24 protein-coding genes are annotated in these 22,558 nt (G+C 59.2%); 18 read left to right on the top strand and 6 right to left on the bottom strand.

Going from position 1 to position 22,558, the window contains the following annotated elements:
- Positions 1-397, bottom strand: a 397-nt coding sequence (locus tag ABIN98_RS15785; RefSeq protein WP_346911496.1) for a PAS domain-containing protein, incomplete at its 3' end; no start/stop codon positions are given.
- Positions 398-725: 328 nt separating this feature from the next.
- Here ABIN98_RS15785 and ABIN98_RS15780 point away from each other — a divergent pair.
- The 12 genes from ABIN98_RS15780 to ABIN98_RS15725 all read left to right on the top strand — a co-directional run bounded on the left by ABIN98_RS15780 (position 726) and on the right by ABIN98_RS15725 (position 12,597).
- Entirely contained in the window at positions 726-1,028 is a 303-nt protein-coding gene (locus ABIN98_RS15780; protein WP_346911494.1) for an STAS domain-containing protein, read from the top strand.
- Positions 1,029-1,394 (top strand): response regulator, encoded by a 366-nt coding sequence (locus ABIN98_RS15775; protein ID WP_346911492.1) that lies wholly within the window; start codon positions 1,029-1,031, stop codon positions 1,392-1,394. It abuts the gene before it with no gap.
- 21 nt (positions 1,395-1,415) lie between these two features.
- Positions 1,416-3,632, top strand: a complete 2,217-nt coding sequence (locus ABIN98_RS15770) for a chemotaxis protein CheA (protein ID WP_346911490.1) — start codon at positions 1,416-1,418, stop codon at positions 3,630-3,632.
- A gap of 13 nt (positions 3,633-3,645) precedes the next feature.
- A complete protein-coding gene (locus ABIN98_RS15765; protein ID WP_346911488.1) occupies positions 3,646-4,167 on the top strand; it encodes a chemotaxis protein CheW in 522 nt (173 codons plus the stop codon).
- A 72-nt stretch (positions 4,168-4,239) separates the two neighbouring features.
- A complete protein-coding gene (locus ABIN98_RS15760) occupies positions 4,240-6,522 on the top strand; it encodes a methyl-accepting chemotaxis protein (protein WP_346911486.1) in 2,283 nt (760 codons plus the stop codon).
- 66 nt (positions 6,523-6,588) lie between these two features.
- Positions 6,589-7,455, top strand: coding sequence for a protein-glutamate O-methyltransferase (locus ABIN98_RS15755; protein WP_346911484.1), 867 nt, complete (start codon positions 6,589-6,591; stop codon positions 7,453-7,455).
- Positions 7,455-8,096: a chemoreceptor glutamine deamidase CheD gene (locus ABIN98_RS15750; protein WP_346911482.1), complete on the top strand. Its 642-nt coding sequence runs from the start codon at positions 7,455-7,457 to the stop codon at positions 8,094-8,096. Before ABIN98_RS15755 ends, ABIN98_RS15750 begins: the two co-directional genes overlap by 1 nt.
- 11 nt (positions 8,097-8,107) lie before the next feature.
- Positions 8,108-9,178 (top strand): chemotaxis response regulator protein-glutamate methylesterase, encoded by a 1,071-nt coding sequence (locus tag ABIN98_RS15745; RefSeq protein WP_346911480.1) that lies wholly within the window; start codon positions 8,108-8,110, stop codon positions 9,176-9,178.
- Positions 9,179-9,277: 99 nt separating this feature from the next.
- Positions 9,278-10,417, top strand: a complete 1,140-nt coding sequence (locus ABIN98_RS15740; protein WP_346911479.1) for a methyl-accepting chemotaxis protein — start codon at positions 9,278-9,280, stop codon at positions 10,415-10,417.
- A gap of 15 nt (positions 10,418-10,432) precedes the next feature.
- Positions 10,433-10,738 carry an STAS domain-containing protein gene (locus ABIN98_RS15735; protein ID WP_346911477.1) on the top strand — a complete coding sequence of 102 codons (306 nt, stop codon included), beginning with the start codon at positions 10,433-10,435 and terminating at the stop codon, positions 10,736-10,738.
- Between the two features lie 6 nt (positions 10,739-10,744).
- Positions 10,745-12,028, top strand: a complete 1,284-nt coding sequence (locus tag ABIN98_RS15730; protein WP_346911475.1) for a fused response regulator/phosphatase — start codon at positions 10,745-10,747, stop codon at positions 12,026-12,028.
- Positions 12,025-12,597 carry an ATP-binding protein gene (locus ABIN98_RS15725; RefSeq protein ID WP_346911473.1) on the top strand — a complete coding sequence of 191 codons (573 nt, stop codon included), beginning with the start codon at positions 12,025-12,027 and terminating at the stop codon, positions 12,595-12,597. The genes ABIN98_RS15730 and ABIN98_RS15725 overlap by 4 nt, the downstream gene beginning before the upstream one ends.
- 108 nt (positions 12,598-12,705) lie before the next feature.
- Here ABIN98_RS15725 and ABIN98_RS15720 read toward each other — a convergent pair whose 3' ends face one another.
- From ABIN98_RS15720 to ABIN98_RS15700, 5 genes are all read right to left on the bottom strand, one after another.
- Positions 12,706-13,554: a class III extradiol dioxygenase family protein gene (locus ABIN98_RS15720; RefSeq protein WP_346891964.1), complete on the bottom strand. Its 849-nt coding sequence runs from the start codon at positions 13,552-13,554 to the stop codon at positions 12,706-12,708.
- Positions 13,555-13,566: 12 nt separating this feature from the next.
- The gene (locus tag ABIN98_RS15715) at positions 13,567-13,923 is read right to left on the bottom strand and encodes a protocatechuate 4,5-dioxygenase subunit alpha (RefSeq protein WP_346911471.1); all 357 of its coding nucleotides are present in this window, start codon (positions 13,921-13,923) and stop codon (positions 13,567-13,569) included.
- A 260-nt stretch (positions 13,924-14,183) separates the two neighbouring features.
- Positions 14,184-15,053 (bottom strand): amidohydrolase family protein, encoded by an 870-nt coding sequence (locus ABIN98_RS15710; protein WP_346911469.1) that lies wholly within the window; start codon positions 15,051-15,053, stop codon positions 14,184-14,186.
- Between the two features lie 63 nt (positions 15,054-15,116).
- Entirely contained in the window at positions 15,117-15,809 is a 693-nt protein-coding gene (locus tag ABIN98_RS15705; RefSeq protein WP_346911467.1) for a 4-carboxy-4-hydroxy-2-oxoadipate aldolase/oxaloacetate decarboxylase, read from the bottom strand.
- Positions 15,809-16,543, bottom strand: coding sequence for a PIG-L deacetylase family protein (locus ABIN98_RS15700; RefSeq protein WP_346911466.1), 735 nt, complete (start codon positions 16,541-16,543; stop codon positions 15,809-15,811). The genes ABIN98_RS15705 and ABIN98_RS15700 overlap by 1 nt, the downstream gene beginning before the upstream one ends.
- 154 nt (positions 16,544-16,697) lie before the next feature.
- Here ABIN98_RS15700 and ABIN98_RS15695 point away from each other — a divergent pair, with 154 nt between their 5' ends.
- The 6 genes from ABIN98_RS15695 to ABIN98_RS15670 all read left to right on the top strand — a co-directional run bounded on the left by ABIN98_RS15695 (position 16,698) and on the right by ABIN98_RS15670 (position 22,544).
- On the top strand, positions 16,698-17,951 hold the full coding sequence (locus ABIN98_RS15695) for a LysR family transcriptional regulator (protein WP_346911464.1): 1,254 nt from the start codon (positions 16,698-16,700) through the stop codon (positions 17,949-17,951).
- Between the two features lie 435 nt (positions 17,952-18,386).
- Entirely contained in the window at positions 18,387-18,776 is a 390-nt protein-coding gene (gene ligA / locus ABIN98_RS15690; RefSeq protein WP_346911462.1) for a protocatechuate 4,5-dioxygenase subunit alpha, read from the top strand.
- Positions 18,776-19,630 carry a class III extradiol dioxygenase subunit beta gene (locus ABIN98_RS15685; protein ID WP_346911460.1) on the top strand — a complete coding sequence of 285 codons (855 nt, stop codon included), beginning with the start codon at positions 18,776-18,778 and terminating at the stop codon, positions 19,628-19,630. The genes ligA and ABIN98_RS15685 overlap by 1 nt, the downstream gene beginning before the upstream one ends.
- Positions 19,631-19,714: 84 nt before the next feature.
- Positions 19,715-20,659 (top strand): Gfo/Idh/MocA family oxidoreductase, encoded by a 945-nt coding sequence (locus ABIN98_RS15680; protein ID WP_346911458.1) that lies wholly within the window; start codon positions 19,715-19,717, stop codon positions 20,657-20,659.
- Positions 20,660-20,775: 116 nt separating this feature from the next.
- Positions 20,776-21,786, top strand: a complete 1,011-nt coding sequence (locus tag ABIN98_RS15675; protein WP_346911456.1) for an aldo/keto reductase — start codon at positions 20,776-20,778, stop codon at positions 21,784-21,786.
- Between the two features lie 71 nt (positions 21,787-21,857).
- On the top strand, positions 21,858-22,544 hold the full coding sequence (locus ABIN98_RS15670) for a hypothetical protein (RefSeq protein ID WP_346911454.1): 687 nt from the start codon (positions 21,858-21,860) through the stop codon (positions 22,542-22,544).
- Positions 22,545-22,558: the final 14 nt, after the last annotated feature.

Raw genomic sequence — 22,558 nt, 5'->3', positions numbered from 1 at the left:
AAGCAGACGTTGTCCGGCTCAGCAGCCAAAGCCAGCGGCCGTCGGCATGGCGCATGCGATAAATCCAGTCGATGGGTCGCTGGATTTCTCCCGATTTCGCGAAGTCAGACAGACTGGTCAGGAACGTCTGCTGAATGCGAGGCCAGTCATCCGGATGAACCAGGTCGTGCCAGCCATCGACTTCCGTTCCGAGCGATCCGGGCATTCTGCCCAGCAGTTTGAAAAACGTGTCGGAGTAGGAACATCGGTTTTTCGCTAAATCGATTTCCCAGATGCCGATGCCGGCGGTATCGAGCGCGGCCTGCCAGCGGTTGCCGGCGATGACGGATTCGGTGTCGATGAAGTCCGGACTGGTTTCCAGGTCTTGTCCGCCAGCTTTTTCGTTCGCGTCGACCATGAATATCCCGCCAGCGCTATGTTTAACGCAATAATTCATTAATGCACTTAAAGCGTGCGTATACGCTATTTTCTGAAGGTATTCTGTGAAGAAATTGTAAAAAATTCTCTTTATTGGTGTCTATTATTATTAATTGACATTGATTTAAGGATAAATACGATAATTTACTGATGCATTGTAGAAAATAACAATGACTAAATTCGGTCATTAACACATTGTAAACCCTATAGTGTTTGTATTCGCTGAATTCCTTCTAGGGAATCTCGATGTATTTACATGGTAAATATTGACAGGTTTTCCTGGTCTCAATTCCTGGGAGGTCTCTGAATTGAGCAGCGGTTCTGACGAAAAGCCATGTGCCTATGTGTTGCCGGAGGTTCTCGATATCGGCGCGGCTTCTTCCCTAAAGGAAGGCCTGATCGAGGCCGGTTCGGCGAGCGATCTGATCGCTGTCGACGGTAGCAAGGTGGAGCGGGTCTCCACTCCGGTTGTGCAGGTTTTGGCGGCTGCCGGGCGCGACTTTACCGCTGAGGGGCGGTCCTTCCAGCTTCGCGATGCGTCCCAGCCACTGGTTTTTGCCTTTGAAGATCTCGGGCTGGCCGAAGATCTCAAGCGTTGGAGTTCTCATTAAATGGCAAAGAAGATTCTTACGGTCGATGATTCCAAGACCATGCGCGACATGGTCAGCTTCACGCTGAAGGGAGCCGGCTTCGAAGTCGTGGAAGCCGAAGACGGCGTGGATGCGCTGTCGGTTCTCGACAAGACCAAAGTCGACCTGATCATCACCGACATCAACATGCCGAATATGGACGGGGTGACCCTCGTCAAGCGGGTGCGCGGTGGCGGCGCCCATCGCTCGGTGCCTATCCTCGTGCTGACCACGGAAGGCGGTGAGCAGAAGAAAGCCGATGGACGTGCTGCCGGGGCGACCGGCTGGATCGTGAAGCCGTTTACGCCGGACAAGCTTGTCCAGGTCGTCAACAAGGTCTGCCCCTGATTGGCAACGGGATACCCCTAGATGAGCGGTGGCAAGATAACCGGCGATGAATTCGCACAGTTTCGCAAGACATTCTTCGATGAATGCGATGAACTGCTGACAAATCTGGATGAACGGCTGAGCTGTCTGCAGGAAGAAACCGCGGACAGCGAGGCGCTGAATTCGATTTTCCGCGCCGTTCATTCGATCAAGGCGGGGGCGGGTGCTTTCAATTACGCCCGTCTGGTGGCTTTTTCCCACAAGTATGAAGCGCTTCTGGACCTCCTGCGAGAGGGGCGGATCGAGCAGAGCGAACGGGTCATCACCGCGCTTGTCAATGCAGGCGACATCCTTGCGGTTCTGGTCGAGGCCGCGCAGATGGAACAGGATCTCGCCGACGACTACGGCGCGGATGTGCTCGACGAGCTGGAACAGATCATGGAAGAGGACGGGGGCGTCGAAGGCGCTTCGGCCGGTGACCAAGATCAGGCGGAAGTGGAGGTATCCAACGGCGATGACGGACCGTCCCGTTTCCGGATCAGCTTCAAGCCCCATGCGGAATTGTTCCGCCATGCGAACGAACCGCTGCTTCTGGTCCGCGAACTCAAGACCCTCGGCGATCTGACTATCACCTGCGACCTGTCGGGTCTGCCGCCGCTTCGAAGCCTGGAGCCTGAAGACGCCTATCTTTCCTGGACGTTCGAGCTGGCAACCGGCAAATCCCGGGACGATATCGCGGAAGTTTTCGAGTTCGTTGAAGACGATTGCGATCTGGAAATCACCAGGCTGGATACGGCGCCGGTCTCCGGCGATCAGGAGAAGGGTTCGCCGAACGAGGCCGAAGCCCCCGTGGAAGCATCTGACGCAGCTGCGTCTTCCGCACAAAAGACATCTGCTGTGGCCGAGCAAGCCTCTCCCAAGCCGACGGCGAAGGTGGTGCCGGCGCCGCAAAATACGAAAGGACCGGCTTCCGGAACGACGGGGGTCACCTCCATCCGGGTCGATCTCGATCGGGTCGACAGGCTGGTGAATGTTGTCGGCGAGCTGGTCATCACCCAGTCCATGCTGGCGCAGGAAGCCGCGGAGCGGAACGAGGCAGGCGGTCTCCAGGCAGCGCAGGGTCACGAGGAAATGGCGACCCTGATCCGAGAGCTGCAGGAATGCGTGATGGCGATCCGGATGCAGCCGGTCAAATCGGTCTTCGCCCGGATGCCGCGTCTGGTCCGTGAGGTTTCCGCGAAGGTCGGCAAGCAGGTCAGGCTGCTGACGACCGGCGAGCAGACCGAAGTCGACAAGACGGTGATCGAGGAACTGGCTGATCCCCTGACCCACATGATCCGCAATGCGATCGATCACGGGCTCGAGGATGGCGAAACCCGCAAGGAGAGGGGCAAGGCGCCGGTCGGCACGATCAAGCTCGCGGCCAAACATGCCGGCGGCAACATCCTGATCCAGGTGACCGATGACGGTGCCGGCATCGACCGCAGAAAGCTGTTCGACAAGGCCGTCGAGAAAGGCATTGTCGCGGCCGACGCGAAGCTGGGTGACGATGAGATCGACGACCTGATCTTTGCTCCCGGATTTTCGACAGCAAAAGCGGTGACCGATGTTTCCGGGCGGGGTGTCGGCATGGATGTGGTGCGCCGGAACATCAACAATCTCGGCGGGCGCATCAGCGTCCAGTCCGTCCTTGGCAAGGGTACCCGTTTCACGCTGACGATCCCGCTGACGCTTGCGGTGCTCGACGGCATGATGGTCGCGGTCGGCCGGGAGAAATACATCCTGCCTCTGACCAGCATCGTGGAAAGCTTCCAACCGGAACGCGGTCAGGTGCGGGCGCTGGCCGGCGGCGGCGAAGTCGTGTCGATCCGGGGAGAATTCATCCGGCTCATTTACCTGCACCGCCTGTTCAATGTCCCGGGCGCGATCACGGAGCCGTGGAACGGCCTGGTCGTGCTCCTGGAAACCGCCAACGGCGGAAAGATCGGTGTCGTGGTCGACGAACTGATCGGACAGCAGCAGGTGGTCATCAAGAGCCTGCAGGAGAACTTCGATCCCGTGCCGGGTGTCTCGGGGGCGACGATCCTCGGCAACGGCAAGGTCGCGCTCATTCTCGACATCGAGCAATTGCGGAATATGCCGGGCCGCAGCGACGGTTCGCGGCCGAACGGAAAGCATCACATACCCGAAACGTCATCACATGCGCCGGACGCCCCGCCAAACGACGGGCAGCCTGCGGCAATGGCGCAGACCGGATAGGGAAGGGGGAGAAATGGACGACCACATCGACGGAATAGACCAGGAAACCGATGCCTCCGAAGCCGCGGAAACAAACCAGCCGAATACACGGCAGTTCATCAGCTTCAGGGTCGGCGACGAGGAATTCGCCATCGACATCATGGCTGTCCGGGAAATCAAGGGATGGACGGAAACGGCACCGCTGCCGAACCAGCCCGATTACAATCTCGGCGTGATGAACCTGCGCGGAACGATCGTGCCCACCTTCGACCTGCGCCGCCGGTTCGGCATGGGCGGGACGGTGGCCACGCCCTATCACGTCGTGATCATCGCCAGCGTCAAGGAACGGACCATCGGTCTCCTGGTGGATGCGGTGTCCGATATCCTGACCGTCCATGAAGACCAGATCCGGCCGGTGCCCGACATGGAGCGCATCGCCGCGGCGGAGTTCCTCTCCGGGATCATCACCGTCGAGGAGAACATGGTCGTTCTGCTTTCACTCGAGAAACTGTTCCAGCGCGGCGACGTCACCGCGTCGGGGGACATGGCCGCTTAACCGAATTCCGGCGTCATTGCGCCGAAACGCTTCCAGAACGGGGGTTCGAAAATGCCCAGGATATTTGCCAAAATGAGCATCATGAAAAGACTCATCACCGGGTTCGCGGCGATTGCCGTGATCCTGGTCGGTTCGACCATTGCCACGGCAATCGCAAACGGAGCCCACGGGTCCGAGATCTTTGTGGATCTGGGTATCGTGGTCATCGACCTGCTTCTGGCCGGCGTCGTTGCCTATGTCACGGTGCGGTCGATCACCGGGCCACTTGGGCGCATGTCGGAAGCGATCGGGCGGATCGCGGAAGGTCAAGCGAATGTAGAGATTCCGGGCATAGACCGGACCGACGAATTCGGCGTTCTGGCCCGTCATATCCAGACCATCAAGGAACGCGGTTTCGGTTTCCAGCGGATCAAGGTCGCGCTGGACCGGTGCACGACCAACGTGATGGTCGCCGACGATAACTACAACATCGTCTATCTGAATGAATCCCTGGGCAAGATGCTGGGCGAAGTGGAAACCGAGCTGCGTCAGGAACTGCCCCAGTTCGATTCCAAGAAGCTGATCAGCGCCAACATCGACATCTTCCACAAGAACCCCGCGCATCAGCGCCGGCTTCTGGACGGTCTGGTCAAACCCTACCAGACGACGCTGAATATCGGCGATCTGATCTTCGATCTCATCGCGACGCCTGTCTTCGACGACGACGGCGCGCGTATCGGCACCGTGGTCGAATGGGCCGACCGGACCCACGAGGATGCGCGGGACCGGGAAATGAAAAAGGCCTTCGAGGACAACATGCGCATCAAGGTGGCGCTGGACAATTGCACCACCAACGTCATGGTCGCCGATAACAACTACAACATCGTCTACATGAACGACAGCGTCACGGAGATGATGAAGGAAGCGGAAGTCGATCTGCGCAAGGAACTGTCCCAGTTCGATGCCAGCAGGCTTGTCGGCACGAACATCGACGTGTTCCACAAGAACCCGGCCCATCAGCGCGGTATGCTGGAGCGGCTGTCGTCCACCTATAATACGAGCATCTCGGTCGCCGGGCGCAAGTTCGACCTGATCGCCAACCCGGTCATGGACGCGAACGGCAGCAGGCTCGGCTCTGTGGTCGAGTGGAAGGACGTCACCCAGGAACGGGCGGTTGAGACCGAAATCGACAATATGGTCACCGCGGCTGTGAACGGCAACTTTGCCGAACGGATTTCTCTGGACGGCAAGACCGGCTTCATGCGCAACCTTGCGGAAGCCATGAACCGCCTGTGCGAAACCACCGGTGAGGCACTCGATGACGTGAACACCAACCTGGAGGCCATCGCTTCCGGTGACCTGACCAAGCGGATCACGCGTTCCTACGCGGGCAGCTTCGAGGACCTGAAAAACCGCCTCAACCGGACCGCGGAGCAACTGAGCGAGATCGTCACCGAAGTCAGTGTTAGTGCAAATGAAGTCACCAACGCATCGGCCGAAATCACCTCCGGCACCAACGACCTGTCGCAGCGCACGGAGCAGCAGGCGTCCAACCTGGAGGAAACGGCGGCTTCGATGGAAGAGATCGCCTCGACGATCAAGCAGAATGCGGACAACGCCCAGCAGGCGAACCAGCTTGCGATCAGCGCCCGCACGGTTGCTTCCGATGGCGGAGAAGTGGTCGGCAAGGCGGTGACCGCCATGTCCCAGATCGAGGATTCTTCCCAGAAGATCTCCGATATCACCGGCGTCATCGACGAAATCGCCTTCCAGACCAATCTGCTGGCCCTGAACGCGGCGGTGGAAGCCGCCCGTGCCGGCGATGCGGGCAAGGGCTTTGCGGTCGTGGCCTCTGAAGTGCGCTCTCTGGCGCAGAGGTCGTCCGAAGCGGCGAAAGACATCAAGGCGCTGATCGTGGCCAGCGGGTCGCAGGTGAAGGACGGCGTGACCCTGGTCAACAACGCCGGCACGTCGCTGACGGAAATCGTGGAATCGGTGAAGCGTGTGACCGACATCGTTTCCGAAATCGCGGCCGCCAGCCGCGAGCAGGCAACAGGTGTTGAGGAAATCAACAAGGCCATCAGCCAGATGGACGAGATGACCCAGCAGAACTCGGCCCTGGTCGAGGAAAATGCCGCCGCCTGCCGGATGCTTCAGGAACAGGCTTCCAGCATGCACCAGAGGATGTCCTTTTTCCGTGCCGGTTCCACGGCAGGACTGGCGCCCAGCCGTCCCGCCGCGCAGCCGCAACGCCCCGTTGCCGTCCGGCAGGATCGGCCCATGCGGGTGGCCGGTGGCGGAGCCGCGGCAGTGGCCTCCATGCAGGCCGACCTCCAGTCCGCCTTCGAAGAAGATGACGACTGGAAGGAATTCTAAGGCCAGAGCCTAACGGCAGGCATCTCCGGCCGGCGTGGCCGGGGATGCCGTTTCATGAGGTGTCGTATGTCTGCAGTCACGGCAAGGGATGAACAGTCCGGCCAGGAATTCGCCTTCGGCGACAAGGATTTCCGGTTTCTCTCCGCAACGGTTTACGAGAAAACCGGCATCGTTCTGAAGGACCACAAGAAGAACATGGTCTATTCCCGTCTGGCGCGGCGCCTGCGGGAACTCAAGCTGAGCAGGTTTTCGGATTACTGCACCCTGCTGAAGAGCCGGGAAGGTGCCGATGAAGTCGGCTTCCTCATCAACGCGATCACCACCAACCTGACGAAATTCTTCCGCGAAATCCATCATTTCGAGCATCTGAAGGATGTGGTCATTCCCGAGGTGAGCCATATGGCGGCGTCGACCGGGCGCAACCGGCTGCGGATCTGGTCGGCGGGATGTTCCTCCGGCGAGGAACCCTATTCGATTGCGATGACCCTGACCCAGGCGATGCCTCGTTTGGCAACCTGGGATGCCAGGATCCTGGCGTCGGACCTGGATACCACGATGGTCGCCAGGGGTAAGGCTGGTGTCTATCCGGCATCGGCCATCGCCGACCTGCCCGGCGGATACCGCGGTCGCTTCTTCGGCAAGGCGCCGGGCGCCGGCGACAGTTTTCAGGTGACGGGTGGTCTCAAGGATCTGATCGCCTTCAAGCAGCTCAATCTGCTTGGTCCCTGGCCGATGCGGGGGCCGTTCGACGCGATCTTCTGCCGGAATGTCATGATCTATTTCGACGAGCCCACCAAGGCAAAGCTGATCGATCGGTTTTCCGGAATGCTGCGACCGGGCGGCTGGCTTTACATCGGCCACTCGGAAACGCTTCTCGAGGTCCAGTCCCTCTTCGAGCTGAAGGGCCGTACGGTCTACCGGAGGAGGGGATAATGCACGCTCTGAGCCAGGCCCATCGAAAAGACGCTCCGATCAATGCCCACGACGGGCCGAACGTGAGCCGAACGTTCGACGCGAAGGCCAATCTGTGGGCCGTCCGCGTGCTGCCGGGCGCGTACTACGTTACCGATGCGAAGGACGAGATGATCGTGACCGTTCTCGGGTCCTGTGTGGCGGCCTGCGTGCGTGATCCGCATACCGGTTTCGGCGGCCTGAACCATTTCATGCTGCCCAACAACCAGACGGCCGACTGGAACGGTATCAATGCCGCGCTCAGGTACGGCAATTTCGCAATGGAAGCGCTGATCAACGAGGTTCTGAAGTCGGGCTGCCGGCGCGAGGACCTGGAAATCAAACTGTTCGGCGGTGCCAATCTCAATATCGGGCCGACACTGATCGGCACCAAGAATTCCGAGTTCGCCTTGCAGTATCTCGACCAGGAAGGGCTGAGGCTGACAGCACAGGACCTGGGCGGATCCCGCGGCCGGCGGATCCACTATTTTCCGGAAACCGGAGCGGTGAAACGCCTGCTGCAGAAACCGACGGCGGAACGCAACTTCATTCGTCAGGAGCAGGAATACGTATCGACCCTGCAGGTCGAGCCTGTGGAAGGCGATATCGAACTGTTTGGCTGAGGAGCCCCTGGATGACTGTGAAACCTGTCCGTGTCCTCATCGTCGATGATTCAGCGCTGATCCGGCAAATGCTGACGGAAATGCTTTCGAGCGACCCGGGGATCGAGGTGCTTGGGGCGGTTCCCGATCCCCTTGTGGCGCGCCAGAAAATCAAGGAACTCAATCCGGACGTGATCACGCTGGATATCGAGATGCCGCGCATGGACGGTATTGCGTTCCTGAAGAAGATCATGAGCCTGCGGCCGATGCCGGTGGTCATGGTGTCGACCCTGACCCAACATGGTGCGGATGCAACGCTGCATGCGCTTGAAATCGGTGCGGTCGATTATGTCGCCAAACCGACCCAGGACATCCAGGTCGGCCTGGAAGACAAACGTGCCGAGCTGGTCGCAAAGGTGAAGGCAGCGGCCAGGGCGAATGTCATGGCCAGCGTGTCCCGGGCCCCGGCCGGACCGCGTCTCGAAATTCAGGGTCCGGGATATTCGTCGACGGAGAAGATCGTCGCGATCGGAGCCTCGACCGGCGGCGTGGAAGCCTTGACGACAGTGCTGAGCGCCCTGCCGGCGGACAGTCCGGCTATCCTGATTACACAACATATGCCGGCCAGTTTCACCTCGACCTTCGCCCGGCGTCTCGATCGCACATGCGCGATCCAGGTATCGGAAGCGCAGGATGGCGTGCGCGTGCTGCCGGGGCATGCCTATCTCGCGCCCGGGGACCGGCACCTGCGGCTGGCTCGAAGCGGCGCGAACTACATCTGCAAGGTTGGTGGACAGGAGCTGGTGTCCGGCCATTGCCCGTCCGTCGATGTTCTGTTCGATTCCGTGGCCAAGCAAGCAGGACAAAACGCGGTCGGCGTCATCCTGACCGGCATGGGCAAGGACGGCGCCATCGGCCTTCAGACTATGCGTGCGTCGGGTGCGCGGACGCTGGGTCAGGACGAGGCGTCCTGTGTTGTCTATGGAATGCCCAGGGTTGCCTTCGAGGCAGATGCCGTAGAGGTACAGTTGCCTCTTTCAAAAATATCTAGAGAAATTATTGCTATTTGTACCAATGATAATAAAGTCAGGACAAGAGTATAGTAATATATGATAGTACTTATGAATAATATTTTTCAAATATACGAATTTTAAATATCAAGAGTGTAATTTTTTCTCGTTCTTCAATTTAGGGAAGAAGTTGTGTTTGAGTTTGAGCAGATCGAAGACTTTGATCCTCCGGCTTCCGAACCGGATGCACAGCTTCCGTCTTCACGGGCCGATGCCCTGGAGCTTCTTCAAGACTGGCTCGGTTTCAGCGACGCCCAAAGAGTTGCCTTGCGCGCGCTCGTCGGGGAAATCGAGGGAGCCTGCAGTGTCATCGACACGAATATCGGCGATGTCACCGGGCGGTTTCAGAATATTGCAATCCGTTCACGCGACCAATCGCAGACGGTACAGAACCTGTCCGAAATCGCCCAGTCGGTTGAGGTCGACGGAGAAAAGGTCGCGTTGCCTGCCTTGGCCGCGGGATTGAACGATATCCTCTCGGAACTGATCGAGAAGATCGTCCACCTGTCCTCCAGAGGCATGTCGATGGTCTACAAGCTCAACGACATCAACGAGGATCTGGTCAACGTCGAAGGCAGTATCGGCAAGATCGAGAAGATCAACAGCCAGACGAACCTGCTCGCCCTCAATGCGAAAATCGAAGCCGCGCGTGCCGGGGAAGCCGGACGCGGGTTCGCTGTTGTCGCCGATGAGGTGCGTGAACTGGCCAAGACGGTGGATTCCCTTTCAAACGACCTGAAGGAGCAGATCGGCGGAATCGCTCACGGGCTGAAAGGGACCCAGGCGCTCGTCGAGGAAATCGCCCAGATGGATCTGGCGAACGAGAACCTCGAGGTCAATGCCGGGTTCACGAAGATGGTGGATTGCCTGGTCAGGCAGAACAACGAAATGTCCGAGGTGCTGCACAAAACCGCGGTCACGACCGAGGAAATCACCAACGACATTTCGGCGGCCGTCATCGGCCTGCAGTTCCACGACCGAACCACCCAGACGCTTGAAAACATCAAATGGGCGATCGAGGAAATGGCCACGGCCGCGGATGAGCTTGATGGGCAGTCCGCTGATCTGTCTCCGGACGACCGGAGAGAGACGGCAAGGGAAACGCTCGCCCATCGCATCCTCGACCAATTCCGTCTTGAGGACGTCCGGCGCCGGATGGCTGCGGAGCTTTGTCCCAACGAACCGATGGCGCCTGTGGCGGTCGCGGTGATCGAAGGCGGCGGCAGCGGGCCGACAGCACAAGATGACGATGACGAAATCGAGTTGTTCTAACAAAGAGCGGGCACAATGAAACTGAACACCAGCCTGGATGGCAATATCTTTCTGGCAAAGCTCAGTGACCGGATGGAGTTTTCCGATCACACCATGTTCCGGACCCTGATCGAGGATGTCAGCAGTTCCGGTGCAAAGAAATGTGTCTTTGACCTCTCCGACCTCAATTCGATCGATTCCTCCGGCCTGGGCATGTTCATGGTTGCCCACGACACGGCGAAAACGAACGGTTGGTCCCTGTGTCTCAAGGCGCCGAGAGGACATGTGAAAACCCTCCTCGAACTGGGCAAATTCGACAAGATCCTGGAAATCGTGGAGTAGGCGGCCGTGTCGCAGGTACCTGAGGCCGGGGTCGCAAGCGCGGTGGGCAATAGCCCCAATTATCGCGTGACATCCTCCAACCGCGTAGCCGACGCGCGGATCCTGGTTGTCGATGACAGTCCGTTGATGCTGACGGTCATTGCCCGCCATTTGCGCAACTACGGTTTTACCAATATTTCCGAAGCCGCCGACGGCCGGGAAGCCCTGGCCATTGCGCTCGAATGGCGGCCGGATATCGTGCTGACCGATCTGATCATGCCGAACATGGACGGCTTTGAATTGTGTCAGAGGCTGAGGGGCAATGCGTCCTTCAAGGATATTCCGATCCTCGTTCTGACGGGCATGGACAAGTCCGACGACCGATCCGCCGTCTTTTCGGCCGGTGCGACGGACCTGATCACCAAGCCGATCGACCGGCTTGAACTCATCGGCCGGATCCGGGTTCATCTCGACCATCTCTATCTGATCAAGCGCCTGTCGGAATTTCAGAAGAACATGGACCAGGAGCTTCGGCTTGCGCGGTCCATGCAGGAATCGCTGCTACCTTCGAAAGCGGTCATCGCGGAAATCGAGGCCGCCTACCCGGTTGCGATCGGCAGCCATTATGAAGCCTCCCAGGGCCTGGGCGGCGACCTTTGGGGGCTGGTGCCTCTGGAGAACGGCAAGTTGAAGGTGTTTAGTGCGGACTTCAGCGGACATGGCGTGGGATCTGCGCTGAATACGTTCCGGTTGCACACGTTCATGTCCAACGGTACCGGGCAGGCGGAATCTCCCGCCGCCTGGATGGCGCAGCTGAACGAATACCTGTGTTCCGTCCTGCCCATCGGCCAGTTCGCGACCATGTTCTGTGCCGTGATCGACTTCGATGCCGGTGAAGTGGTTCATGCATCGGCGGGTGTTCCCTCGCAGCTTCTGTCCGGCTCGGCCGCGCATGAGCCTTTTCACCTGATCGACGGCACCGGCTATCCTCTGGGCCTGATCGGGGATGCAACCTACGAAGAGGAACGCAGCCGGTTTGCGCCGGGAAGCGGCCTGATCATGTACAGCGATGCGTTGATCGAGACGCCGGACCCGCCCAGGCAGGTGTTTACCCCGGAAGGGTTGGCGGAGTTCGTCAACCTGAAAGGGCGCGACATGGATTGCCGTCTGATTCCGTCGGAAATCGTGTCCTACCTTCAAAGCAAGGCGAAACAGAAGCCGGATGACGATCTGACGATCATCTCATTGTTCCATCGCGCCGCCAATACGGGTGGGGACCATCTCCAGCCCGCTGACGGAGAGGCATCGTGACCACGGTTGTGAAAGTGCAGAAACCTGAAACAGGAGTGTCGTCCATGGAGGACAAGCCGGACCCGGTTGAAGCCATTCAGCAATATGTATCGCAAAACAAACCTGTCATCGGCCGGCTGGTCTCCGGAGAGTTCGAGATAACGACGCTCAACGAGGCTGAAAAGCTTTCCACCATGCTGGCGGCGAACACGCCGTTTCCCGAAAAGGCGTCGCTTGGCATCTGGGAGCTGCTTTCGAATGCGGTCGAGCACGGCAATCTGGAGATCGACCAGCAGACCAAGGCGGAGCTGGTGATGAGTGGGAAGATCGAGGACGAAATTCGGCGGCGTTTACAATCGGGGTCGTACCGCGACCGCGTCGTGCGGGTGTTCTTCAAATGCTCAGGATCGCATGTCTGGCTGAAGGTTCAGGACGAGGGCAAAGGGTTCGACTTCGAAAAGGTCCTGAACTCCGAAATGCCTCTGGATCAGCCGAACGGGCGTGGCATTCTTGTCGCAAGAAACCTGTGTTTCGACACGATCGAATACCATGGTTGCGGCAACGAAGTCGTCGCCACCATAAGACTTTGATTTCGTGAATTTTTCGATGTGGTGCCGGCGCGTTTCGCGCCGTCTCCTGATGGTGCAAAAACGCCCGGAAAGAATTCCGGGCGTTTTTCCTGTCGTAAGTCCGACGTGTCAGGCGGCGCATTCCAGCAGCAGCGTGCCGGCCGCGGTATTGGAAATCGGAATGTGATAGTTCCGCGTGATCTCCGTGACATTATCGCCGAGCGCGCCGCGCATCATCATCCACATCAGGAACTCGGTGCCCTGGGCGCCGGCCTTTTCGACCAGCTCCATGCGGGTGATCTTGGTCAACTCTTCCGGATTGTGGACGATGTTTTCCAGGCAGTACTGGTCGAACTCCTTGTTGATGAAGCCCGCCCGCTGGCCATCGAGCTGATGCGACAGACCGCCGGTGCCGAGAACGACGATCTTAGCGTCTTCCGGGAAGGACCGCAGGGCCTTGCCGAGTGCCTTGCCGAAGTTCAGCGCGCGATTCAATGTCGGGATCGGATGCTGCACGGTGTTGGCCGAAATCGGCACGCACCGCGGCATGTCCGGATGGTGCGGAGCACCGGGCCAGAACAGCTGCATCGGCACCACAAAACCGTGGTCGACGGCCAGTTCCTGGCACGAGGTGATGTCGAACTCGTCGGCCACCATGGATTCGATGATGTGCCAGGAGAGTTCCGGTGCGCCCGGGAACGGGTCGAGCGACGGCAGACCCCAGCCCTCATCCTCGTTCTTGTATTCGTGCGCCGCGCCGATGGCGAAGGTCGGCATCCGGTCGAGAAAGAAGCCGAGGCCGTGGTCATTGTAGATATTGATCACGTAGTCTGGCTTGTGTTCCTTGATCCAGGCATGGACCTTGGGATAGCCGTCGAAGAAAGGCTTCCAGTAGGGATCGTCGTAGAGCTCCTTCTGGATCGCGTTGCCGACGGCGGGAATGTGAGAGGTGGTGATGCCACCGAGAACCTTAGCCATGATCTGTCCTCCTCATGCCTGGCTGGCGAGGAATTCCTTGAATTCCTCGGTGGTTTTTCCGGTCTGCAGACCGCCAACGTCCTGCACCGACAGCTTGAAGATGCCGGCGAACTTGGCGAGGTAGTAGATGTTCCCGCCGGCTTCGATCAGTCCGAGCACGTCGCGTTTGCGGATCGCCTCTTTCTGCTGTTCGTTCAGGCCGTATTTTTCCATGAAGGCTTCTTCATCAGCCTGGAACGCTTCCCGGTTCTCGGCCTTGTTGAACGAGTAGCACATCTTGTTGAGCGCATAGCCTTTCATGGCCTGCTTGCCGTCGAAGATCGTCGTTCCCGGAATGTCGATGTGATAGTCAAATCCTGGTTGGTCCATGACCTTTTCCTCCTACACTTTCGTTATGTATACACGGGGGGGAAGAGGGGCGGATTTGACCTAAATCAAGTGGCTTGGGTGCGGGTATGAGAATGAATACCCTTTACGCAAAACTTATACCTCAATGCCGGACCCGTTTCGGCGGGAAATTGGCGGAAACTCAGGCCTCATTACCAAAAAAATTAGCCCGGATCGCAGAGCGACCGGGCTAAAATGCTTCTCGTGTTCGTTATAGCGGATACGGCGTGGGCTCCGAGGGCTCAGCCCCAGTAAAGACGCATCGGATTATCGATCAGAAGGGCCTTTTGTTGCGCTTCAGTGGGGGCGATGCGCGGAATGAAATCGACCAGCAGGCCGTCGTCCGGCACGTGGGATTTCATGTTCGGATGCGGCCAGTCGGTGCCCCAGATCACCCGGTCCGGGAAGCGCTCGACGAGCGCCTTGCCGTAGGGAACGACATCGTCATAGGGCGGGCCCGCGACGGTCAGCCGTTCCGGACAGGTGACCTTCGTCCAGATGTTCTCATTGTCCTGGAGAAGATTGATGAACCGCTGGAAATCGGGGTGATCGACACCCTTGGTCACATCCGGACGGCCCATGTGATCGACGACGATGGTGGTCGGCAGCTGTTTCAGGAACGGAACCAGATCTTCCAGGTCGGGCGCCTCGAAATAGACGACGATGTGCCAGCCGAGTGCCTTGATCTTTTCCGCGATGCCGAGAAAGACGTCCTTCGGCGTGTTGTCGACCAAGCGCTTGACGAAGTTGAAACGGACACCGCGAACGCCGGCCTCATCCATTTCCGCAAGTTCGGCTTCGGTGATGTCGGGGCCGACACTGGCAATGCCGCGGGCCTTGTCGCCGGCGGCCTTGAGCGCGTCGACCAGAGCGCGGTTGTCCTTGCCGTGACAGGTGGCCTGCACGATCACGTTGCGCTCGAAGCCGAGATAGTCGCGCAGCTCGAACAGCTTTTCCTTGGGCGCGTCGCAAGGGGTGTACTTGCGTTCGGGCGCGTATGGGAACACATCCGCCGGGCCGAAGACGTGACAATGGGCGTCAACGGCACCCGCCGGCAGCTTGAAGGCCGGCTTCGACGGGTTGGGATGGAACGGAAGATAATCTTTATCCATTGGAACGTTTGTCCTGTGATTTTTCAGATTTGAAGACGTCCGAGAAGCGAGTAGGCGCTCAACTCAGATATACTTCAATCCCTTTTCGGCGAGGCGGCCGCGCATGTTGTAGATGTCGAGACCGAGTTCGCCGGCGGCCAGGCGCTTGCGCTTATCCTCTTCGGCAGCCTCGCGGGCACGGGCCTTTTCCAGAACGGCTTCAGCCTCTTCGCGGCGAACCACGCAGACCCCGTCATCGTCGGCGACGATGATGTCGCCCGGGTTGACCAGCTGGTTGGCGCAGACCACCGGCACGTTCACCGAGCCAAGCGTTTCCTTCACCGTGCCTTGGGCGAACACCGCCTTCGACCACACCGGAAAGCCCATCTCCGTCAGGTCGCGCACGTCGCGCACGCCTGCGTCGATCACAAGGCCGATACCGCCGCGCGCCTGCATGGAGGTGGCCAGCAGGTCGCCGAAATAGCCGTCTTCGCATGGAGACGTCGGCGCCAGAACCAGCATGTCGCCGGCCTCGACCTGCTCGATCGCCACATGCACCATCCAGTTATCGCCCGGAGGCGCGGAGATGGTCACGGCGGAGCCGGCAATCCGGACGCCGGAATAGATCGGCCGCATGAAGGACGCCAGAAGGCCCTTGCGCCCTTGTGCCTCATGCACGGTCGCAACCCCGCAGGCGCCAAGGGCCGCGATCACATCCTTGTCGGCGCGCTCGATGGTCTGAACGACCACGCCCGACTGGGTTACCGCGCCGGCCATCAGAGTTCGTCCACCGTGCGCGGATAGATCGACTGGAAGCCTTCCGCATAGCGGCAGTCGCGGCCGCCGGCCTGGCCGCCGGAATTGCGGCGGAAGTGGTTGCCGCGGTTCTCGGCCACGTTCTCATAGAAGTGCCACAGGTGCTCCTGGCCCTGCATGCACTGGATCGCTGCCCACTTCTTGTCCCACACCGGGGTGATGTCCAGGAATACGTCCGGCTTCCATTCCATCTGCTCGGTCTGGTGCGGCTCGAACAGGTAGAGCTGCGGCGCGCCGAGCACCTTCTGGCCCGGGTTGTGGCCCCAGGCCTGGGCGATCATCCGGCACTCAATCGCAAATTGGGTCGTTGCCATGTGGTCGGTGTTGTAAGGATCCCACTTGGAGTGGCTCAGCATGAAGGACGGCTGGACTTCGCGGATGACGTCGACCATGCGGTCCTTGGCGTCCCGGTCCAGGTTCAAGGGATAGTCGCCGAGATCGAAGAAGCGGATGTCGGAGGCGCCAAGGGCGGCGGCCGCATTCTCGGCTTCCTTGCGCCGTTCGGTCTTGACCTTCTCCAGCGTCATGCCTTCCTGCTTCCACAGCTTCGCGCTCTCGCCGCGTTCGCCGTAGGACAGGCACACCACCGTCACGTCGTAGCCCTTGTCTTGATGCAGCGCGATCGCGCCGCCGCAACGCCACACAAAATCTGCCGAATGCGCACTGATCACCAATGCCGTTTTCTTCGATGCCATATTAAATTTTCCGCCCTGAATGTCTCGTTTTGCCCCTCGAGCGCCGAGGATTCGGGCGCACGATGCTTCAGATTTCATAAAAATCCCATTTCAAAAGGGAACGCTTGCTATAAAATTTTGCTATAACGAATTCCAAACAGGAAACGGTCACTGAATGAGATTGAAGGTTCCCAACATCCGGCATCTGAGGGTGTTCCGGCGCGTCGCGCAGTGCCACAGTGTCAGTGCGGCCGCGGAAAAGGAACATCTCTCCCAGCCGGCCGTGACCCAGGCGATTTCGAAGCTGGAAGACGAACTCGATATCCAGCTGTTCGAACGGCGTGCCGACGGCATGTTTGCCACGGATGTGGGCGGTCGCCTTCTGGAACGTGTCGAGCGTGCGCTGGACCATCTGCAGGCCGGCGCGAAGGAAGCTTCCCGGCTCGGCGCGAAGCAGAAGGAACGCGGCTTTACCCATTTCGACCGCCTGGTGACGGCGGCCCAGCTCAGGGCCCTGATCGCCATGTCGGAAGCGAATAACTTCAGTATCGCAGCTAGAAATATCGGAATTTCCCAGCCTTCGATCCATCGCGCGGCGCGCAACCTGGAGCGGCTCTCGGGGATCAAGCTGTTCAATCCGGCCCAGGAGGGGATATCGCTGACCCCGGCGGCCCAGGTTCTGGCGCAACGGACCAAGCTCGCGCTTTCCGAACTGCAACAGGGCTTCGATGAGGTCGACGACTTCCTGGGGCGGGATTCCAGCCTTATCGTTGTCGGCTCGCTGCCGCTGGCCAGAACCTATCTTCTGCCGATGGCGATCGATCGCATGGTACGGGCGCGCGACCGGGTGCAGGTGCGGGTTCTCGACGGGCTTTATGCCGAACTCCTGCAGGGCGTACGCCAGGGGGATGTCGACTTTCTCGTCGGCGCCCTGCGCAAGACGCTGCCCATAGATGACGTTGTGCAGGAGACCCTGTTCGACGATCCGCTGGCCATTGTCGTGGGGGCCAATCACCCGCTTCTGAAGAAAACAAGCGTGACCCTTGAGGATACGCTGGCCTATCCCTGGGTCGCGCCACCCAAGACGACACCCGCCGGAAGCTATCTTTTCGATACCTTGCGGATCGACGCGCTGCCCGAGACGCCGGTCAGGGCGGTGTCCAGTTCGCTCATCCTGGTGCGGGGGCTGCTGACGGCGGGGGACTACATCACGATCATCTCGCAAAGCCAGATCCGGGACGAACTGGAGCGGGATCTTCTGAAGCCGTTGCCGATCGAACTCAGCAACAATACCCGGCCGATCGGCCTGACCTACCGCGCCGACTGGCGGCCGACGGAAACGCAGAAACAGTTTCTCACTTACTTGCGCGAAATCAGCGCATCGGACCTCTCTGGAACGGTCGAGGAAGCGCTCCTATTGAAAAAATGAATAACAGCCTCTTCGATTGAATACCCGCTCGGCGTTATTGAATGATAGGAAAACAGGCTGTATCGGTCATGTATACATGCTGTTGAAGCGAAACGTGAGGAGGGGAAAGCTTCGCCGGCCGGCCGGGACGCCCGAAACCGGGCGCCTGAAAAAGGCCTGTTTCGTCCGGAGGGGTGAAGCTGATTTTATGATAAGGTGAACCATGACGCACGGCATTGGACGGGCCGCCGGAATGCGTAGACCAAAATCGACCATCGAAGCGCCTGGGCTGAATGCCAAAACGGACGTGCGCCGCGCCTGAACAGCCAGAAGAGGAAAGACCTCGGCTGTGTCATGCCGGCGTTGTCGCAATTGGAGGGTGCCGGGTTCCCGGTTTTGCCCCGTGGGGGCTACAGGAAGTTGGCAGCAAACGGAATTCACAGGAGAAACTTGGCCATGGAAAAGGAATATGAAGATATTCCTGGAACCTTCGTGTTCGATGCTGATCGGTCGCGTGAAGGCTACCATTTGAACCAGTTCTGCATCTCGCTGAGACTGCAGAAGAACCGCGACGAATTCAACGCGAACGAAGAGGCCTATCTGGATAAATTTCCGATGAAGCCGGAACAGCGTGAAGCGGTGCTGAAGCGGGACTGGAACGGGCTGCTCGAGCTGGGCGGCAACATCTACTACACCTCGAAACTTGCCGCCAATGACGGCATCAATTTCCAGAATCTCGCCGGGCTGATGACCGGCATGGGCGTGGATGCCTACCGGGACATGATGCTGCATGGCGGCCGGTCCATCGAAGGCAATCGCTACAAATCGGAATGGAGTGAAGATTAATGGCCCGTATCACCGCAGGCGTCGGTTGTTCCCACGTGCCCGCCATCGGCGTGGCCATGGACACCAAAATCACCGATCAGCCCTACTGGCAGCCCGTTTTCAAGGGCTTCGAGAAGTCGCGCGAGTGGATGAAGGAAAAGAACCCGGACGTCATCTTCCTCGTCTACAACGACCATTGCACCGCCTTCGATGCGTCGTGTATCCCGACCTTCGCACTTGGAGCTGCCGCCGAGTTCAAGCCGGCCGATGAAGGCTGGGGACCGCGTCCGGTGCCGGTGGTCAAGAACCACCAGAAGCTGGCGAGCCACATCGCCCAGTCGCTGGTCCTGGACGAGTTCGACATCACCATCATGAACGAGATGGAAGTCGACCACGGCCTGACCGTGCCGCTTTCGGTCATGTACGGCGATATGGGGCCGGACGACGAGTGGCCGGCCCTGGTCATCCCGCTCGCCGTCAACGTGGTGCAGTATCCCGCACCCACCGGCAACCGCTGCTACAACCTGGGCAAGGCGATCCGCCGCGCTGTCGAGTCCTTTGAAGAAGACCTCAACGTGGTCATCTTCGGTACCGGCGGCATGAGCCACCAGCTGCAGTACAAGCGGGCCGGCCTGATCAACGCCGAATGGGACAAGCGCTTCCTCGATCTGCTGACGGAAGACCCGGTTTATGCCAGCAAGATCCCGCATGTGGAATACCTGCGTGAAGCCGGCTCCGAAGGCGTGGAAATGGTGATGTGGCATGTCATGCGCGGTGCGCTCGACGACGAGGTCGTCGAAGTGCATCGTCACTATCATGTTCCGGCGTCCAACACGGCGGTCGGCCATATCATCCTGGAAAACAAAGCTGCCTAAAGCGAATGTCCCCAAGTTTGGGTTCAGGACCCGATCCTGACCCATTCCGGGGGCATCTCATCTCGAACGGAGAGGAATTGTCACATGAGAGTTTGTGTTGCCGGCGCCTACGGCGCATTCGGTATGAAGCATCTTGATGCCATTGCAAACATCGAAGACGTCCAGGTCACATCGGTGATGGGGCCGACCAAGGAGAAGATCGAAGCATTCGCGGCAGAACGCGGGATCGGCCATGCCGGCGCCACGCTTGAGGAATGCCTTGAGCGCGACGACGTCGATGCGGTGATCCTGGCAACCCCGACCCAGATGCACGCCGACCAGGCCGTCGCCTGCATGGAAGCCGGCAAGCATGTACTGGTCGAGATCCCGATGGCCGACAGCCTTGCCGACAGCCAGCGCGTCGTTGCCAAGCAGAAGGAAACCGGTCTGGTAGCCATGGCCGGTCAGGTCCGCCGCTTCAACCCGAGCCACCAGTGGATCCATAACAAGATCAAGGCCGGCGAGCTGAAGATCCAGCAGATGGATGTCCAGACCTACTTCTTCCGCCGGACCAACACCAACGCAAAGGGTGAGGCGCGCAGCTGGACCGACCACCTCCTTTGGCACCACGCCTGCCACACGGTCGACCTGTTCCAGTACCAGGTGGGCGAAACGGTTTCTGAAAGCTTCGGTCTCCAGGGCCCGATGCATCCGGATCTCGACATTGCCATGGACATGGCGATCGGCATGAAGACGCCGAGCGGTGCGATCTGCACCCTGTCGCTGTCGTTCAACAACGAAGGTCCCTTTGGCACCTTCTTCCGTTACATCTGCGACAACGGCACCTACCTTGCCCGTTATGACGATCTGTTCGACGGCTACGACAAGCCGATCGACCTGTCCGGCGTTGCCGTGTCCAACAACGGCATCGAGCTGATCGACCGCGAGTTCTTCTCCGCGATCAAGGAAGGCCGCGAGCCGAATGCGAGCGTTGCCCAGGTCCTTCCGGCCATGGAAACCCTCGACACGATCGAGCGCTCTTTCCGTTAAGCGGACTACCGCACATCAGGATGCCCGGGCATTTGCGCCCGGGCGTCTTTTTTTTGTAATCTCCGATCGTCAGATTTCGTCCCGCCCGCACAGTCAGATTTCACGAAAGCAGTCTCATGAAGCAACGCAAGCTTGGTCCCTTCACGGTTTCGGCAGTCGGTCTCGGCTGCATGAATTTCGCGCATGGCTACGGCAATGCCCTCAACCGGGAAGACAGTGCGACCCTTCTCCTGAAGGCGCTCGACCTTGGCTATACCCACTTCGACACCGCGACCATGTACGGCGCCGGCAAGAGTGAGGAAATCATCGGCGAGACGATCGGCGGCCGCCGGGACGAGTTTTTCCTCGCCAGCAAGTGCGGTCTCTATCCGGGCAAGGACGGCAAGCCGCGCGACATCGACGGCGATCCGAAGCGGATCAAGCAGGCCTGCGAGGATAGCCTCCGCCGCCTGAAGACCGACGTGATCGATCTCTATTACCTGCACCGGTTCGACCGCAATATACCGATCGAGGACAGCGTCGGCGCCTTTGCCGAACTGATCCAGGAAGGCAAGATCAAGACCTACGGCCTGTCGGAAATGTCGGCCGAAACGATCCGGCGCGCTCACAAGGTGCACCCGGTCACGGCCCTTCAGACCGAATATTCGCTCTGGACCCGGAACGCTGAAATCGCGGTGCTCGACACCTGCCGCGAGCTGGGCATTTCCTTCGTCGCCTTCAGCCCGCTGGCCCGTGCCTTCCTGACCGGCAAATTCGGCATGGACAATGTGCTCAATCCGAACCCCGGCGACCTGCGGCGTAACATGCCGCGCTTCGAGCCGGAGAACTATGCGCGCAATCTGAAGCTTCTCGACGATTACAAACTGGTTGCCGACGAGGTCGGTTGTTCGATGGCGGAACTGGCGCTTGCCTGGGTGCTTGCCAAGGGCGACTTCATCCACGCCATCCCGGGCACGACCAGCCTCGATCACCTGGCCGAAAACGCCCGCGGCGCGGACGTGGAAATCGATCCCTCGATCGTCGACCGCCTCGATGCGATCATCAATCAGCAGACGGTTTCCGGCCCCCGCTACAGCGCGGCCCAGCAGCCGGACATCGACACGGAACAGTTCCCGCAGGAGCATTGAACTGGTATCGTTGGTGACCGTGTCGGAAAATATCAGGTTTTTCTTTTCTCGAACGCGACACGATCAGACCAATGGATGTTGACGAATTGATGAGGGTCGCACTCGATGGAGATGCGCCCTCAAGGGAAAGAATTGACGCTCAAGATGTCCTGATACGCCGGTGGCGCGTCGGCGAAGAACTAGAGCCGCTGATTGCGCTTCTGGAATCCGAAAAGACACTTGAGCGGGAATTTGGCGCTTATTTCCTCAGGGAAATCATGGGGCCCGTGGAAGGATTGAGAGCTGCCGCCACGAAGCTCAGCGAAGACCCTCTTTCGGAATGTCGCCGTGCCTTTGTGGATTTCATGTCGGATTCGTTGTTTTACGACGATCAGATCGCAAAGGGACTGTTCGATTGCTTGTGCGATAGGGACCTCGGTGTCCGTTACTACGTAATTCTATGGGCGGTCGGGGCAAGTAACCGCCATTTCCGACATTTCTGGAAATTTTCACAGTCCGAGATCGACAAGATCGACCCCAAATTAACGGGTGCTGACAGAAACAAAAGGATCGCGGAGCAGAATGAATTTTGGAAGAATTCAAACCGCAACCGGGCGCGGCGCGGTCTGGAAATAATCAGCCGGTTACGAGCGTCGGTTCCGCTGGAAGACATCAGAGCGGACCTGCCCGGGGAAGATGATTTCGTCTACGATACTCTCAAGTTTGCAGAACCCCGTTTGCGAAATTATGTTGCGAGAAATTCTCGTATTCATGACTGATTTTTGAGTCCTCT

Origin of the sequence: uncultured Roseibium sp. (assembly GCF_963675095.2) — a bacterium.
In the GTDB taxonomy this organism is placed as follows: Bacteria; Pseudomonadota; Alphaproteobacteria; order Rhizobiales; family Stappiaceae; genus Roseibium.
The sequence above is the reverse complement of the archived record's forward strand: the minus strand, read 5'-3'. Positions and strand labels throughout refer to the sequence as shown.